Here is a 15,299-nt window from a genome sequence, read left to right on the forward strand (position 1 = left end):
GCGCCGGCGTCAGTCCCAGGGGGAGAGCGGGGGCATCTGCGCAACAACAGAACCCCGGACCCGGTCGTCACCCCGCTCGCCCCCCGGGTCCGTTCAATCAACTGGGAAGAACGAGGACCCGCCATGGCGGCTTCGCGCATCGTCATCGAGAACTGTTCCATCGCGACCGTGGACGCGAACGACACCGAGTACGCCTCCGGCTACATCGTCGTCGCGGACAACCGGATCGAGTCGGTCGGAGCGGGCAAGGCCCCCTCCGACCTGGAGAACGTGGTCCGCCGTATCGACGGCACCGGCCATCTCGCCACCCCCGGCCTGATCAACACGCACCACCACTTCTACCAGTGGATCACCCGTGGTCTGGCCACCGACCACAACCTCTTCAACTGGCTGGTCGCGCTCTACCCGACGTGGGCGCGCATCGACGAGCCGATGGTCCGCGCCGCCGCGCAGGGCTCCCTCGCGATGATGGCCCGCGGCGGTGTCACCACCGCGATGGACCACCACTACGTCTACCCGCAGGGCTCCGGCGACCTGACCGGCGCGATCATCGGCGCCGCTTCGGACATGGGTGTGCGGTTCACCCTCGCCCGTGGCTCCATGGATCGCGGCAAGTCGGACGGCGGCCTGCCGCCGGACTTCGCCGTCGAGTCCCTCGAGGGCGCGCTGGCCGCCACCGAGGCCACCATCGACAAGCACCACGACGCCTCCTTCGACGCGATGACGCAGATCGCCGTCGCGCCGTGCTCCCCCTTCTCCGTCTCCACCGAACTGCTCAGGCAGGGCGCCGAGCTGGCCCGCCGCAAGGGCGTTCGGCTGCACACCCACGGCTCGGAGACCGTCGAGGAGGAGGAGTTCTGCAAGGAGCTCTTCGGGATGGGCCCGACCGACTACTTCGAGTCGACCGGCTGGCTCGGCCCGGACGTGTGGATGGCGCACTGCGTCCATATGAACGACTCGGACATCGCCGCCTTCGCCCGTACGGGCACCGGCGTCGCGCACTGCCCGTCGTCCAACGCCCGCCTCGCCGCCGGTATCGCCCGGGTCCCCGACATGCTGAAAGCCGGCGTCCCGGTCGGCCTCGGCGTCGACGGCACCGCCTCCAACGAGTCGGGTGAGCTGCACACCGAGCTGCGCAACGCGCTCCTCATCAACCGCCTCGGAGCCCACCGCGAAGCCGCTCTGAACGCGCGGCAGGCGCTGCGCCTCGGTACGTACGGCGGCGCCCAGGTCCTCGGCCGCGCCGACCAGATCGGTTCCATCGAGGCCGGCAAGCTCGCCGACCTGGTGCTGTGGAAGCTGGACACACTCGCCCACTCCTCCATCGCCGACCCGGTGATCGCTCTCGTCTTCGGCGCGGCCGCCCCCGTCTCGCTCTCCCTCGTCAACGGCAAGACCGTCGTCGAGGACAACCACCTGACCACGGTGGACGAGGACGCCATCGCCCGCTCCGCGCGGGACGAGGCACAGCGCCTGGCGCGGATCGCCGCGCAGGACTGACCCGAAGGAAGTCCGGTCGAGGGGGACGGCCCTCGACCGGCGGCCGTGGACCCGAGCGGGGTCCATGGCAGCCGTGACCGGGAGGTGCGGCACCGCCCATCGGTGCCGCACCTCCCGGGACGGTGACTCGTGTCTTCACACCCCAGAAGCCCGCGCTCACCGCTGCACCATCGCACCACCTCCCTGACACCCACGTCACCGCCGACGTGTACCCGACCGGAGGAACCACCCGTGGTCGCACAGCCCAGGTTTTCGAAAGATGCAGTCGCAGAAGATGCAGTCGCAGCACCGGAGCAGAAGCATCCGGTCGATGAGACGCTGCCTCCTCTGAAGATGTTCACCAGCGGGCTGCAGCATGTGGCCGCGATGTACGCGGGCGTGGTGGCCCCGCCCATGATCGTGGGGCCCGCCGTGGGCCTCAGCGCCAAGGAGACCGCCTTCCTGATGGGGGCGAGCCTCTTCACCGCAGGCATAGCCACCCTTCTGCAGACGCTCGGCTTCTGGAAGGTCGGCGCGCGGCTCCCGTTCGTCAACGGAGTCTCGTTCGCCGGTGTGACCCCGATGATCGCCATCGGAAAGGACCGCGGAGCCGACGGCATCACCGTCATCTTCGGCGCGATCATCGTCGCCAGCGTGCTGGGCTTCGTCCTCACTCCGTACTTCTCGAAACTGGTCCGCTTCTTCCCGCCTGTCGTCACCGGCACCGTCATCACTCTGATCGGTGTCTCGCTGCTCCCCGTCGCCTTCAACTGGTCGCAGGGCGGCAACCCCACCGCCGACGGCTACGGCTCGATGAAGAACATCGGCATGGCGGCCCTCACCCTCGTGATCGTGCTCGCGCTGCGCAAACTGCTGCGCGGTTTCCTGCAGCAGATCGCCATCCTGCTCGGACTCGCCGCCGGCACACTCATCGCCATTCCGATGGGGATGACCAGCTTCGACGCCATCAAGAACGCCGATCCGGTCGGCTTCCCGACGCCGTTCCACTTCGGCGCACCGCAGTTCGAGATCGCCGCGATCGTCTCGATGTGCATCGTGATGCTGGTCTGTATGACCGAATCCACCGCCGACATGCTCGCGCTCGGCAAGATCGTCGACCGGCCTGCGGACGAGCGGATCATCGAGGGCGGGCTGCGCGCCGACACCCTCGGCAGCGCCATCAGCCCGCTCTTCAACGGCTTCATGTGCAGCGCCTTCGCCCAGAACATCGGCCTGGTCGCGATGACGAAGGTGCGCAGCCGGTTCGTCGTCGCCGCGGGCGGCGGCATTCTGATCCTGCTGGGCCTCTGCCCGGTCGCCGCCTCCGTGATCGCGCTCGTCCCGCTGCCGGTCCTCGGCGGCGCGGGCATCGTGCTCTTCGGCTCGGTCGCCGCCAGCGGTATCCAGACGCTGGCCTCGGCCGCTCTGGAGAAGGGCGAGAACGCCCTGATCGTCGCGGCCTCCGTCGGCATCGGCCTGATCCCGATCGCCGCGCCGGACTTCTACCACGCCTTCCCGAAGGACGCGCTCGTCGTTCTCGACTCGGGCATCTCCACCGGATGCATCGTGGCGATCGTCCTCAACCTGGCCTTCAACCACCTGGGGAAGAAGGGGAGTTCGCAGGAGCCGGTGGCCACCACGACTGGCTCGGAGCCCATCGCGGTCCACTGATCCATCCGCTGACCAGGCGGTCGGCCAAGCCTGACGGTGATCTCCTGAGTGGCGCCGGCGGTGCCGCCCGGATCCCCGAAGGTCGAAAGGGCCGGGTCCCGTTCGGGCCCCGGCCCCTTCGCTCGGCGCTCAGTCGATGTGGAAGCTCTCGCCGTAGACCTTCCAGTCCAGGGGCGTGTTCAGATTGAAGTTGTTCTTCCTGACGAAGACCCGCTGGGCCGTGTCGACCCGGCTGGTGTCCTCGTGCGCCTCCTCCTGCTTCATCGCCCAGACCCGGGCGTCGAGGAAGGCGTTCAGATAGGTCTTCTCGTCGCCGCCCTGCGCCGGCGGCTTGGCCTTGGCGAGAGCCTTCTTGCGGATGTTGCTGAAGCTGGTGCTGTCGCCACCGTCGCCGTGCATCACGATCGCGTCGTAGTAGATGAACTGGCCGAGGACGCCGATACCGTCCTGCTTGCCGCGGTTGACCGAGGGGTTGAAGTAGACCCGGTCGCGCTCGTCGTTCTGGGCCTTCTTGAACTCCGAGTCCTGCGCCGCCTTCTTCCAGTCCTTGGTGAAGTTCGGGTCGAGACCGGCGTGTGAGTCGCTGCCATCGACCTGGCGCAGCGCGGGCAGGTACTTGGCCAGGACGTTCCCGGGCTTGCGGTCGGTGTAGAGCTCGACCAGATCCAGCATGTCGCCGGTGCCGGAACAGAAGCCGATGATGCCGGCGGTGTAGCCGCGGCCGTCACCGATGTCCTCGATGTACTTGTACTGGGCCTTCCAGTCCAGCGAGGAGTTCTCCGCGCTGGACACGATCTGCATGGCGATCTCCTTCTTCGCCGGGTCGTCGAGCCCGATGGCGGCGGGGGCCGCGGTGGCGCCGACATGCTCGGCGGGCTCGTCGGAGGTGGCCGCGACGGCGGTGGCCGGCACGGCGAGGAGCGCCACGCCGAGCGCGATGCGGGGGAGGAACCTGAGCGGACGTGGGGCGCGTACGTGGGGGGTGGGCACCTTGCCTCCATAGGGAGTTCGTCGTTCCGGTGTTCTGTTAGGAAGCTTTCCTATCAGAGTGCGGAAGCGGCGTACACCCTTTCTGCGTGCGGGAGTTGGGGCCCGCCGCACCGACCTGCGCCTCAGTTGCCCGGGTTCAGTTGGTCCCGGTTCGGTTGCCCGGGTTCAGTTGTCTCGGTCCAGGAGCTCCGCGCTGCTCGCCGGCTCCACGCGAGGCTGCCCGTTGATGCGGTGCCGCTCGATCGAGGAGCGGCGATAGACCTCTTCGCGCACCCGCTGGATTTCACCGATCGGCCGGTGGTCCTCGCGCGTGCGCCAGGGGGTGATCGACGTACCGTCCGCGGCGGAGAGATTCTCCTCGCTGCCGATGTCCTGCCGCGGGATCGCGATCCGGGCGACGGTCACCCACGGCGAGAGCTGCTCGGGCCACTCCACCGAGGTGTTGTCCACCGGCATCCGCGTCAGATCGGTGTTGAGCTGCACCTGCAGCTCGAACTCGTGGTCGCGCTCACCGGCCTCCGCCACCAGCGTGTTGCGGAACGCCTCGCCGTCCGCCTGCACATCGACCGTGAGATGCGTGACGGGCGAGACGGGAACGGTCCGCACTTTCGCGATGTGGTCGCCGTGCCGGAAGGCGCCCATGCTGTTGTACGTGTACGAGAGGAGGTTCTGCCGCGGGACCTGTGTGAAGGACAGCATCGCGAACAGCTCGTCCCACAGCCACTCGTCCGAGGTCTCCAAGGTCCCCCGCCTGGTGAGGAATTCGCCCATCCATGACTTCCGTCGAGCCGGGTTCACCAGCGCGTCCGGCAGCTCGCCGAACAGCTCCTCGATGACCATGTAGTCGTACGCCGTATTGGCGAAGAAGACCCGGTTGTTGATCAGGTTGAGGTCGAAGGTCGTCGCCTCGGCCTCATCGGTGAGCAGCGAGTCGCCGGGCACCCCGAACATTTTGATTCCCATGCCGCAGGCCGCACCGAGCAGCGAGTCGGCCCGCAGATGCCCGAGCCCGTTGGAGTAGCGGACGACGGCGTCGTACGTACCGGGCTCGGCGAAGATCCCTTGGGCGTACGGCCCCGGCAGCTCACCCACCGTGACGGTGGCCTTCACCAGTCCGTACGTCTTGCCGTGTGCCGTCCTGACCGCGCGGCCCACGCCCTGCCGCTCGACGGACTTCCGGGTGCGCCGGGCGACGTTGCTGACGACCTCGTCCAGCTCCTGCTGGTAGGTGGGTCGCTCGACGGGGGTGTACGTCTCGTACCTGACGAAATCCATGGCGGGCCTCTCCTCTGTCGCGTGTTCTACGAGAAAGATAGCCTGCAATTAAGTTGTGCACGATGTAACTGCTTGTGACAGTCGCCACGTCGCATCGCCGCGTGCTTCTGGCTTGCTTTTGGTTTGCTTCTGGCCGTGCTTCTGGTCGGCCGTGCTTCTGTCCGGGTTCAGCTCAGGCGGTCGACCAGCTGCCGCAGCTGGTCCCGCAGCCGGTCGGCCTCGTCCGCGGTCAGCCCGTACCTCCGGCCCATCGCCGTCGGCACCCGCTCGGCCCGCTCCCGCAGCGCCTCGCCGCGCTCCGTCGCCGCCACCATGACCAGCCGTTCGTCGTCCGTCCGCCGCTCCCGCCGCAGCAGCCCGGCCGACTCCAGCCGCTTCAGCAGCGGCGACAGCGTGCCGTAGTCGAGACCGAGTGCCGCGCCGAGCTCCTTCATCGGGACCTCGCCGCGCTCCCAGACGGCCAGCATCACCAGATACTGCGGATAGGTGAGCTCCAGCTCCGCCAGCACCGGCCGGTACGCCGCGGTCACCGCCCGGGAGGCGGAGTACAGCGCGAAGCACAGCTGGTCGTCGAGCACGGTTGAGCCTGTCCGGTTCTCACCCATGGCCCTATTCTGCGTCGATGCGGTAACTGTCGCCGTACACCTTCCAGCGCAGCGGCGGCTCCAGGCCGAGCCTGCCCTCCCGTACGAAGACGCGCTGAGCCGTCTCGATGCGGCTGGTGTCCGTGTGTGAAGGCTCCCGCCGGATCGCCTCCACCCGCGCGTCCAGAAACGCGTTCAGATACGCCTTCTCGTCGCCGCCCCGCGCCGGCGGCTTCGCGGTGCGCAGGGCCTTCTCCCGCAGCGTGCGGAAGCCGACCGACCCCTTCGTGTCGCCCGACCCGTGCATCACATACGCGTCGAAATAGATGAACTGCCCGAGCGCGCCAAGACCGTCCCGCTCGGCCTGCCGCACCGAGGGCGTGAAGTACGCCCGGTCCCGCTCCGCGTCCTGCGCGGCCCGGAGAGCCGGGTCGGAGACGGCGGCGCGCGCCCACGCTTCGGTGAACGGACGGCCGAGGCCCTCGTGCGAATCGCTGCCACGGACCGCCCGGAGCGCGGGCAGGAACGGCGCCAGCGCATTGCCGGGCCGCGCCTTCGTATAGCGCTCGACGACCGCGAGCATGTCGCCGGTGCCGGAACAGAAGCCGATGATGCCGGCGGTGTAGCCGCGGCCGTCGCCGATGTCCTCGATGTACTTGTACTGGGCCTTCCAGTCCAGCGAGGAGTTCTCGGCGCTGGAGACCAGCCGCATCGCGATCTCCTTCTTCGCCGGATCGTCCAGCCCGGCGGCGGCCGGCTTCTCATCGGACCCCGCGCACCCGGCAAGCATCAGCAGCACCAGCGCGAGCAGCGCTCTGAACAAGGACTTCATGACGTTTCCCCCTCCCGGGGTCAGCGCCCCGGCCACGCCATGAGGTTACTGAACAGCTCCGCCTGCTCGATCGCGTCGTCCAGAGCATGGTGGGTGTGCCGCCGCTTGGAGAGCAGTCCGCGCGGCATGGTGCCCTTGGCGACGGCGCGCAGAGGGAGCCGCGCTTTGGTCGCGTACAACGTCTTCATGTCCAGACATCCGGAGTGCCCGAAGGGGCTCGCCCCGGTGAAGCGCATCAGATACCAGTACAGGAAGGTCCAGTCGTACGAAGCCGGGTAGCCGCACATCACCGGCTGCGCGCCCTCGCCCACCTCGCTGCTCACCTCGCGCACCCAGGCGCTGAACTCGGCCATCGCGGCAGCCGGTTCACTGCCCTCCGCGACCAGCCGATCCCGGTCGAGCCCGCTGACCGCGAGGGCCTCGGGCACGAAGTCTTCGCTGATGGGCCGCAGTTCGCGGTAGAAGGTGTGCGCCTCGGGGTCGGTCGGCGTATAGCTCGCGGCATCCTGGCGACCGGCAACCGCCGCGCCGAAGCTGATCATCGAGTACGGGCCGGGGATCGGGCCGTCGGCCTCGATGTCGACGGAGATATAGAGGCTGGGCTTTACATGACGTGCCATGCCGGGAGCATCGCATCGGCGCTGCTCCCGGCACATCCGGATTTCGCGCAAGCTGCGTAGGGCCAGCAGTTCAGGCGGTCGGCACCATGTCGAAGATGCCGAAGTACCCCTGGGCGAAATCGCCGCTCGGCTGTCCGGTGGCGGTGGCGACATGAGTGAATGCCTCGACGCCCACCCAGCCCTGGAACGTCCCGGAGTCGTCGACGATCTGCAGCATGGGCCGAGGGTGAGAGTTGTACTGGTAGCAGTCCTTGCCCTGGGCGAGCAGCTGGCACCAGTACCACTCGGTGTTCCGGCGGCCGCCGCCGATCTCCGCGATATAGCGGATGCGGTCCTTGTCGGGGTCCGTGTCGCTGTGGCAGCCGGTGTTGTGCTGGTTCCAGCCGATGCAGAGGCCGTTCGCGCAGCCACGCCACGGATTGTTGTGGTCGGGGCTCTCTTCCTTCGGCGAACCGGACTTGAAGCTCCAGTCGCCTCCCGCGCCTTCCCGGCCCACCAGGCCCGCCTTGGCGACGACGAACGACCCCTTGTACGGACGGTTGTTGTACCGGCCGTCCTTGAGCAGCGCGGTCATGCTCGCCCGGCTCTCCCGGCCCAGTGAGGCGTTACTGCCATAGCCGACGCCGAAGTTGGCCGAGTAGGTGGAGAAGGCGTCGGGTGCCGGGATCTCCACGTTGTTGGAGGGGATGGCGCCGTAGAAGGTGGGGCTGGTGATACGGGCCAGGCCCCCTGGGCCGACGCCGGTCTCCAGCTTCCAGTACTCGGTCATCGCGTCCACGGCGCCGCCGGCTGCGTCCTTGCTCCAGGTCACGGCGAGCCGTTCGTCCGCGGTGTACGCGTATGTGCCTTGGAGCCCGCCCTTCGGCTCGCTCTGGAAGCCGTCGACCGTCTTCACCGCACACGTGGGGACGGGCTGGCCGCAGTCGGCCGTCACCGTGTTCACACGCATGGGCTGGTCGCGCTGATTCCAGTTCCAGTAGCTGGTGACGACAGTGCCGTCGGTTTTGAAGGTGTAATACCCGAGTCGCACCCAGTTGCGGTAGTTGTTCGCCGTGGGCAGGTCCATCCTGCCCACGGAGACGACCCAGTTGGCCTTGCCGCCGGGCAGCGCCACGGCTGCCGCACGGGCCTGGCCGGCCGTTGCCAGCAGTGAGATGAGCAGTGCGAACACGGCGAGCAGTGGATTGGTCGTTCGCCTCCAGGCATGTGCTCTCGCTGCCGTCGTCATCAGACTCTCCGTCCCCCCGGTTCCCCCCCCGGGACGTCATGCACCTGATCCAGATGTACCTGGTTCAGATGTCCTGATCCGCATGCATGTGATCCGCTGTACCTGTTCTCCCACGGATCCGCGCGAATGATCACACGCTATCCGGCTCCGGGCTCCGGGACGCGCTGCTTGCGCCGACCGCTTGGGGCTTTCCGGCCCGCGGAGCGCGGAGCGCCACAGCCGCCAGGATCAGCGCGACCGCCACCGCGGAAGCCCTCCCGAAGGCGACGTGATAGCCCCGGGAGTTGCACTGCACGCTCCTCACGCTGACCGAGTGGGCGGACCGGAACCGCGTGACGATCGCGGAGTCGCGCGCGGCGTACGACGAGGAGCGCGGCGTGGCCTGAGCCCGCCTGTGCCCTGGCCGGGAGGGCGTTGTCAGACCCTGCTGCCATGATCCTTGGCATGGAACTTGCACGGGTGTTCGCCGATCTGGACAGCGTGAGCTGGGCCGAGCTGGAGCATGCGTACGGCAGCGCGGAGGATCTGCCGGGCGTGCTGCGCGCGCTGGCGGGCGACGAGGAGCAGGCGGCTGAAGCGCTCGACGAGCTGTGGGGCAGCATCCTGCATCAGGGCACTGTGTACGCAGCGACCGCTTCGGCCGTGCCGTTTCTCGCGCAGATGGTCGCGGCCGGGGTCAGGCCCGTGGATCTGCTGGTCCTCCTTGGCGGAATAGCCGAGAGCGAGGACGAGTACGGCTTCGACGAGCCCGGGGCGTGCCGGGCCGCCGTTGCGGCTCAACTGCCGCTGATACTTCCTCTGATCGCCTCTCCGGAGGCGGATGTGCGCCAGGCCGCGGTCTGGACGGCAGGGCGGACCGGTGCCGAACGGGCCCTGCCCACGCTGCGGAAGCGATGGGTGGGGGAGCAGGATCCGGCCGTGCGGGCGGAGTTGCTCGCCGCGCTTGTCCGCCTCGACCCGGAGGCCGCCGCGGCGACGGCCCTGGCGGCGATGGCGCCCGATGAGCCGGACGCACTGCGCATCGTCGCCGTCCTGGCGTGCCTGGACGCGGGGCTGCCGTGGTCGCCTGCGCACCGGGACACCATGCTGTCGCTGCTGCCGGCAGATCCGCTCGTCTCCGGCCGCTTCGACCAGGACCGGACCGAGCCGCTGCACTGCGTCGTGGACGCGCTGTTGCGCCGCGACACGGCCGAGGACCGTTCGTCGGCGTACGAGCTGATCGAGGCGGCGCTCCGCCTTGAGGACCTCGATACGCGGCGCGAGGCGCTGTGGGCGGTCGAGCACGCCTGCATGATCTCCCGGAGCGCCCCGGCACGGCTGGCGCAGGCGATTCTTGCCCTGCTGGCCGATCCTTCGTCCACGCACACCGCATCGCTGCTGCCGATCCTCGACAAGCTGGGCGCTCATGCCGCCCCTGCCGCGCCCGCGCTGGCCGCGCTCGTGGCTGCGGACGGTGAGCTCGCCGACCGTGCGCTCGAGGTGCTTGTACGGGTGGCTCCGGAGCAGGCAGCCCCGCTGCTCGCCCGCGACCTGGCGGACCGGCCCCGTGCGCTTGGAGCGGCGTGCGGCTTCCGGGGAGTCCGGCCGGCGCCCTCGATTTCGTACGACTCCGAGCTGCTCGACGCGATCCGCACCCGGCTGCGTGCCGACGGGTTGGCCGGCAACGAACCGGTGCGGCTGACCGCGCTGCTGGCGAGATGGGGCGCGAAGGCGGCAGCCGCGCTGCCCGAACTGACCGCCGCGCTGGAGCGGTTTCCGTCCCTCGCCCCCGGGGCGCTCGCGGCGGTCTGCCCGCCGGAGAGCCGCGACCGCACCGCCGGTGTGCTGCGCCGGGCAGCAGAGTCGGGGCCGAACGAAGGCCGGTTCGCCGCAGCCGAAGCCCTTCGCGAACTGACCGGCGAGAAAGGCCCGTTGGTGAGAGAGCTCCAGCGCCTTCTGACGGACACGATCCGCCCGGAGACGCCCAGGGCGGCTGCCGGTCTGGGCCCGGACGGCATCGCTCTGCTGCCGCAGCTGCGGGCCGCCCTGACCGCCCCCGGCAAGCAGCGCACCACGCCGGAACTCAACACGGACGTACAGATAGCCCTCGCGCTGTGGCGGCTGACCGGTGCCGCGGACGAGGCGGTCCCGGTCCTCGCCGGAGTCCTCTCGGAGGCGGCGGACAGCCCCTGGACCCGCTGGTCGGCCCGCCACGCATCCCGGGCGGCCGCCGAACTCGGACCCGAAGCCCACGCGTTGGCCCCCGCGCTCGAAGGCCTCCTCGACGACCCGGACCAGTCCCCGGCCGCGATCCTCGCCCTCCTCGCGCTCGGCCATGACCTCGACCGCACCCGCGCGGCCGGCCTCCTCCTGGACTCGGCCGAACGGAACGCCGACCCTGAAACGGCACTCGACGCCCTGCTCGCGCTCGGCCCCGAGGCGCTGACCCCGGAGTCCAGGGCCCGACTGACGTCGCTCGCCGAACGCGACCTGCGGGTGGTGACCTCGGGCCTGGAGCCCGAAATAGTCCCCGCGGACGAACGCCTCCGCGAACGGGCCCGGGCGATCCTGGGCGCCTGAGGCGGCGGACGCCTCCTGCGCCCCACGGGCGGTCAGTCCCCCGGCTGCCAGTCGGGGCGGCGGCCGCTGAACCCGACAACCCTCTCGAGCTGCGGCGCGTTCTCGGGCACCTCCACGACGGGGCCGAACAGCCCGCCCCGGCCGGGGTCGTCGTCCGCCGGTTTCAGCACGCCGTACGACACCTCCAGGCTTGCCTCCTCGGGGGCGTACTCCTGCCCGGTCGCGCGAGCCAGGTCCCAGCCGTGGATGACGAGTTCGTTCAGGGCGACCCGACCGGCGATCGCGGCCGGGAAGGTGATGCCACCGGCCTGGGTGTCGCCGTCCCACGCCGTCGGCGCCGTCCAGGATTCCGCCAGCTCGTCCAGTCGCTGGGGAAGGACGGTGCGCCAGTCGTCGTCGAGGACGGGCAGCACGGACCCGGGGTCGGTGTTCGTCGACGGCCCGAAGTGTTTCCGTGCGGCGTCCCGGAAGGCGGTGGACAGCCCGACGAGGTGGCCCAGCAGCTCCCGTACGGCGTACTGGGGACAAGGGGTCGGGTCATCGAGCCGGGCGTCGTCGACGCCGTCGATCAGCTGAGCCACGGCGCGGGCGGCGGGGTGAAGGTCGGGGTAGGAGGTCTGTGATGTGGTGTCCATACAGTGCAGACGTGTCGGCCCGTCGAAAGTCATCGCTCCTTCGACCGAGTCATTCGTGGCCGGGTGGGGCCGGCGGCCGCCTTGCTGCTCCGCATCTACCATCATCCGCTCGAAATGTGTCGCGAGAGAGCACGGCTTCCCACCGCAATGGTGAGCGCGACGACGATCAGAATCGCCGCGACTGCGAACGTGATCCGCATACCGGTAGTAACCGCCTCGGGACGCACCGTTGTGACGTCGGTCGACGCCGAGGCGAGCGCGAACACAGCGCCCATGACCGATGCGCCGGTGATGAGCCCGAGATTGCGCGACAGGTTGAGGATGCCGGAAGTGACGCCGCGCTGATCCGGGCGGATATCTGTCATGACGGCGGTGTTGTTGGCCGTCTGGAACAACCCATAGCCGACGGTGATGACCACGATGGGGGCGATGTAGCCGAAGATGCCGAGCGTCGCCGACGTCATCGACAGAATGAAGGAACCGGCCGCTATTCCGATGAGCCCGATGATGGTCATGCGTTGTACGCCAAAACGGTCCGCAATACGACCGGCCGGCACACCGGTCAGCGCAGTGACAAGCGGACCGACCGACAGGACGAGTCCAACAAGAGCCTCATCGAGCCCGAGCGTACGAGAGAGATAGAACGGCCCGACCACCAGCGTAGCCATCATCACCGTCGAGACGAGGGCGCTCATGGCGAGGCTCGCGCTCAGCACTGGATCGCGGAACATCGCCAATCGGATCAAGGGTGATGCCGCTCTCGCCTCGGCGCGCACAAAGAGGCCGACTCCCAAGGCAGCGGCCAACAGCAGAGCCATGTTGAGCGAACCGAAACTGCCGCGCCCAATTGTCATGGCGAGTGCATAAGCCGCGAGCGTCAGAGCAAGCAGCAATGTGCCCACATTGTCGAAGCCGGCCCGATCGGTCCTGGGCTCCCGCCGGTCAACGGGCAGGTAGCGGTACGCGAGAAGAAGAGCCAGGATACCCAGCGGTGCGTTGACGAGGAAGATTGCCCGCCAACTGAGTCCGGAGATCAGAACGCCGCCCAGCGATGGACCGAGAGCGGTGCCAATCGCGGACATCGTTCCAAGCAGCCCCATGGCGCTGCCGGTCTTTGCCTTCGGAACTGTCTCACCAACAAACGCCATGGTGAGGGCCATCATGATGGCCGCTCCGAGGCCCTGCGCCGCCCGGGCGGCAATCAGCAGCCAGAGCGTGGGCGCGACGCCGCACAGGACCGAGGCCACTGTGAACAGGAAGATTCCGGCCAGTAGCAGCCGTCGACGGCCGATGATGTCACCGAGCCGTCCGACGCTGACGATCAGGGTGGTGATGGCGAGGAGATAGGCGAGGACGATCCACTGGACTTCCTGGAAGGAGGCGGTGAACGCCTGTGCCAACGTCGGCAAGCCGACATTGGCGATGCTGGTGCCGAGCGAGGACAGCAACATGGACAGCGAAAGGCCGGCGAGCGCCCACCGAACCGATGGTGTCCGCTCGGCACTTCTGGCTGCTGCCTCATCCTGTCCTGCACTGATTGGCTTCAACATGAACTCCGCTCTCTGGTGACTCCCGAAGCCCGGTCGTCAGGCGACGGCGGGCAGGGCAGCCGGACGTGTCGGCAGGTGGTGGACGCTGTGGGCCAAGGCTGAGGGGATGGCCGGAGGAGTCCGACCGGTTTCCCGGGATGCGGGTGTGCCGGGCAGTGGTCACGACCGACTCCGAGGGCCCGCCGGACGCCATTGCCTTTACCACCGGGTTCATTCCGCCCGACCCTCTGCGTGCGCAAGCCCGTTCCGGCCCGGGCGCCGCCCCCCCCGTGTCCGGCACGGTCACCGAGCCGAGCGCACGCCCGTGAAGACCGTCGTGGCGGAGAGAAGGAAGGCGTCGGGCCGCCGCAGGATGCCCTCCGGTGCCCGGGGATCGAGCAGCACATCGAGTGTCTTGCGGTCCTCCACGTCCAGGAAATCGCTCATCGTCTCCTGCAGCCGGGTCAGCTGGGTGTGCAGGAAGGCGCGAGCCGTCTCGCCCAGAGGCGCCGGCAGCTCGAGGAGGGAAGTGAAGCTGCCGACGCGGGTGAGCCCGGCGCGGCGGAGCATCGCGGGCCAGTCCTCGACCACGGTGGTGCTGCCGGGCAGCTCGGCGCGCATGACCTCGAACCAGTGCTCCAGGGCGGCGTCGAGGCGGGCCTGGAGACCCGGCCTGCCGATGCCGATGTCGCGTGGGAGGAAGCGCATCGGCAGGCCGCCCTCCGCTACGGCGAGCAAGCCGCCCGGCCTCAGCACACCGGCGAGCGCGTTCAACGCCCCCTGCTGATCGCCGAGGTGGTGGACGGCCTTGCTGCTCCAGACCAGATCCGCCGTGCCGAGGCCGCCTTCCCCATGCTCGTCATCGTCGTCCAGGCCCTCGGGCAGCTCCGCGTGCCGGACGGCCACCCTGCCGCCGAGGCCGAGTCGCTCGGCGCGAGCCAGGGCGCGGTCCAGCAGCCCGGGCGTGCCGTCCACGGCGACCGCCTCGGCGTCCGCGAAGGCCTCGGCGAGCACGCAGGTCATCACGCCCGGCCCGCTGCCGATGTCGAGGATGCGCCGGACCTCCTTCTCCGGGGCGAGCAGTTCCCTCAGGCGGGCCGCCGTCCGGCGGAGGACCGGGAGCTGCAGTTCGCCGCTGTTCTCCAGTTGGGTGGCCATGACCTCCCAGTCGATGTCGGTGTGGTGGTGTCCGTGTCCGGAATCGTTGTGTGGGCTCATGCCGAGGAGCGTGCAGCCGCCGGGTGGCGACGGCAACTCTTGTTGCCGATTCCGGGACAGCGGGGTGGAATGCCCGCATGGACAAACCACCGCCCTACCAAGCGGTCCTCGACGAGGTCGCCCCCCGGCTCAGACGGCTGCGCGCCAAGCGCGGCCTCACCCTGGCCGCGCTCTCCGAGGTGACCGGCATCTCCAAGAGCACTCTTTCCCGGCTGGAGTCCGGACAGCGCCGCCCGAGCCTGGAACTGCTGCTGCCGCTCGCCGGTGCGTACGACGTGCCCCTGGACGACCTCGTCGGCGCCCCCGAAGTGGGGGATCCCCGGGTACGGCTGACACCTCACCCCTTGCCGAGCGGCGGTACGTTCGTCCCTCTGACCCGGAGCCCGGGCCCCCTCCAGGCGTACAAGATGATCATCTCCGACCGGGGTGCCGAGCCGGATCTCCGTACGCATGAGGGCTACGAGTGGCTGTATGTGCTGGACGGCCGGCTACGGATCGTCCTCGCCGAGCACGATCTGGTCCTCGGCCCCGGCGAGGCCGCCGAGTTCGACACCCGGCTGCCCCACTGGTTCAGCAGCGCGGACGGGCGGCCCGTCGAGATCCTCAGCCTCTTCGGGAGGCAGGGGGAGCGCATGCACGTCCGCGCGAAGCCCCGCGCATGACGGTGCATTGGTTCACC

The 15,299-nt window shown here is 69.1% G+C and carries 13 protein-coding genes; 4 read left to right on the plus strand and 9 right to left on the minus strand.

From position 1 onward, the window contains the following. Window positions 1-123: 123 nt before the first annotated feature. Both ACFYXH_RS32400 and ACFYXH_RS32405 read left to right on the plus strand, forming a co-directional pair. Window positions 124-1,500 carry an 8-oxoguanine deaminase gene (locus ACFYXH_RS32400; protein WP_389570504.1) on the plus strand — a complete coding sequence of 459 codons (1,377 nt, stop codon included), beginning with the start codon at window positions 124-126 and terminating at the stop codon, window positions 1,498-1,500. 231 nt (window positions 1,501-1,731) lie between these two features. Further along, window positions 1,732-3,150 (plus strand): nucleobase:cation symporter-2 family protein, encoded by a 1,419-nt coding sequence (locus ACFYXH_RS32405; RefSeq protein ID WP_389570507.1) that lies wholly within the window; start codon window positions 1,732-1,734, stop codon window positions 3,148-3,150. A 129-nt stretch (window positions 3,151-3,279) separates the two neighbouring features. On the opposite strand, the gene ACFYXH_RS32410 is transcribed toward ACFYXH_RS32405, so the two are convergent. The 6 genes from ACFYXH_RS32410 to ACFYXH_RS32435 all read right to left on the minus strand — a co-directional run bounded on the left by ACFYXH_RS32410 (window position 3,280) and on the right by ACFYXH_RS32435 (window position 8,679). Next, window positions 3,280-4,140, minus strand: coding sequence for a chitosanase (locus tag ACFYXH_RS32410; protein ID WP_389570510.1), 861 nt, complete (start codon window positions 4,138-4,140; stop codon window positions 3,280-3,282). A 165-nt stretch (window positions 4,141-4,305) separates the two neighbouring features. Beyond that, on the minus strand, window positions 4,306-5,415 hold the full coding sequence (locus ACFYXH_RS32415) for a catalase family protein (RefSeq protein WP_389570513.1): 1,110 nt from the start codon (window positions 5,413-5,415) through the stop codon (window positions 4,306-4,308). A gap of 167 nt (window positions 5,416-5,582) precedes the next feature. Further along, entirely contained in the window at window positions 5,583-6,020 is a 438-nt protein-coding gene (locus ACFYXH_RS32420) for a MarR family winged helix-turn-helix transcriptional regulator (RefSeq protein ID WP_389570516.1), read from the minus strand. Window positions 6,021-6,024: 4 nt separating this feature from the next. Beyond that, window positions 6,025-6,831, minus strand: a complete 807-nt coding sequence (locus ACFYXH_RS32425) for a chitosanase (RefSeq protein WP_389570519.1) — start codon at window positions 6,829-6,831, stop codon at window positions 6,025-6,027. 20 nt (window positions 6,832-6,851) lie between these two features. Continuing rightward, window positions 6,852-7,451: an exonuclease domain-containing protein gene (locus tag ACFYXH_RS32430; RefSeq protein WP_389570522.1), complete on the minus strand. Its 600-nt coding sequence runs from the start codon at window positions 7,449-7,451 to the stop codon at window positions 6,852-6,854. Window positions 7,452-7,521: 70 nt separating this feature from the next. After that, complete coding sequence (locus ACFYXH_RS32435) at window positions 7,522-8,679, minus strand: hypothetical protein (protein ID WP_389570525.1); 1,158 nt, start codon at window positions 8,677-8,679, stop codon at window positions 7,522-7,524. A gap of 444 nt (window positions 8,680-9,123) precedes the next feature. Here ACFYXH_RS32435 and ACFYXH_RS32440 point away from each other — a divergent pair, with 444 nt between their 5' ends. Further along, on the plus strand, window positions 9,124-11,238 hold the full coding sequence (locus ACFYXH_RS32440; protein ID WP_389570528.1) for a HEAT repeat domain-containing protein: 2,115 nt from the start codon (window positions 9,124-9,126) through the stop codon (window positions 11,236-11,238). Between the two features lie 32 nt (window positions 11,239-11,270). Here the strand turns inward: ACFYXH_RS32440 and ACFYXH_RS32445 are convergent, their stop codons facing one another. The 3 genes from ACFYXH_RS32445 to ACFYXH_RS32455 form a co-directional block, all read right to left on the minus strand. Further along, the gene (locus ACFYXH_RS32445; RefSeq protein WP_389570531.1) at window positions 11,271-11,873 is read right to left on the minus strand and encodes a TIGR03086 family metal-binding protein; all 603 of its coding nucleotides are present in this window, start codon (window positions 11,871-11,873) and stop codon (window positions 11,271-11,273) included. A 101-nt stretch (window positions 11,874-11,974) separates the two neighbouring features. Further along, window positions 11,975-13,423, minus strand: coding sequence for an MFS transporter (locus ACFYXH_RS32450; protein WP_389570533.1), 1,449 nt, complete (start codon window positions 13,421-13,423; stop codon window positions 11,975-11,977). A gap of 282 nt (window positions 13,424-13,705) precedes the next feature. Beyond that, window positions 13,706-14,620, minus strand: a complete 915-nt coding sequence (locus tag ACFYXH_RS32455; RefSeq protein ID WP_389570536.1) for a class I SAM-dependent methyltransferase — start codon at window positions 14,618-14,620, stop codon at window positions 13,706-13,708. Window positions 14,621-14,697: 77 nt separating this feature from the next. On the opposite strand from ACFYXH_RS32455, the gene ACFYXH_RS32460 reads away from it, so the two are divergent. Next, entirely contained in the window at window positions 14,698-15,282 is a 585-nt protein-coding gene (locus ACFYXH_RS32460) for a helix-turn-helix domain-containing protein (protein ID WP_385301559.1), read from the plus strand. Window positions 15,283-15,299: the final 17 nt, after the last annotated feature.

Source organism: Streptomyces sp. NPDC002730, from assembly GCF_042888805.1.
Taxonomy (GTDB): Bacteria; Actinomycetota; Actinomycetes; order Streptomycetales; family Streptomycetaceae; genus Streptomyces.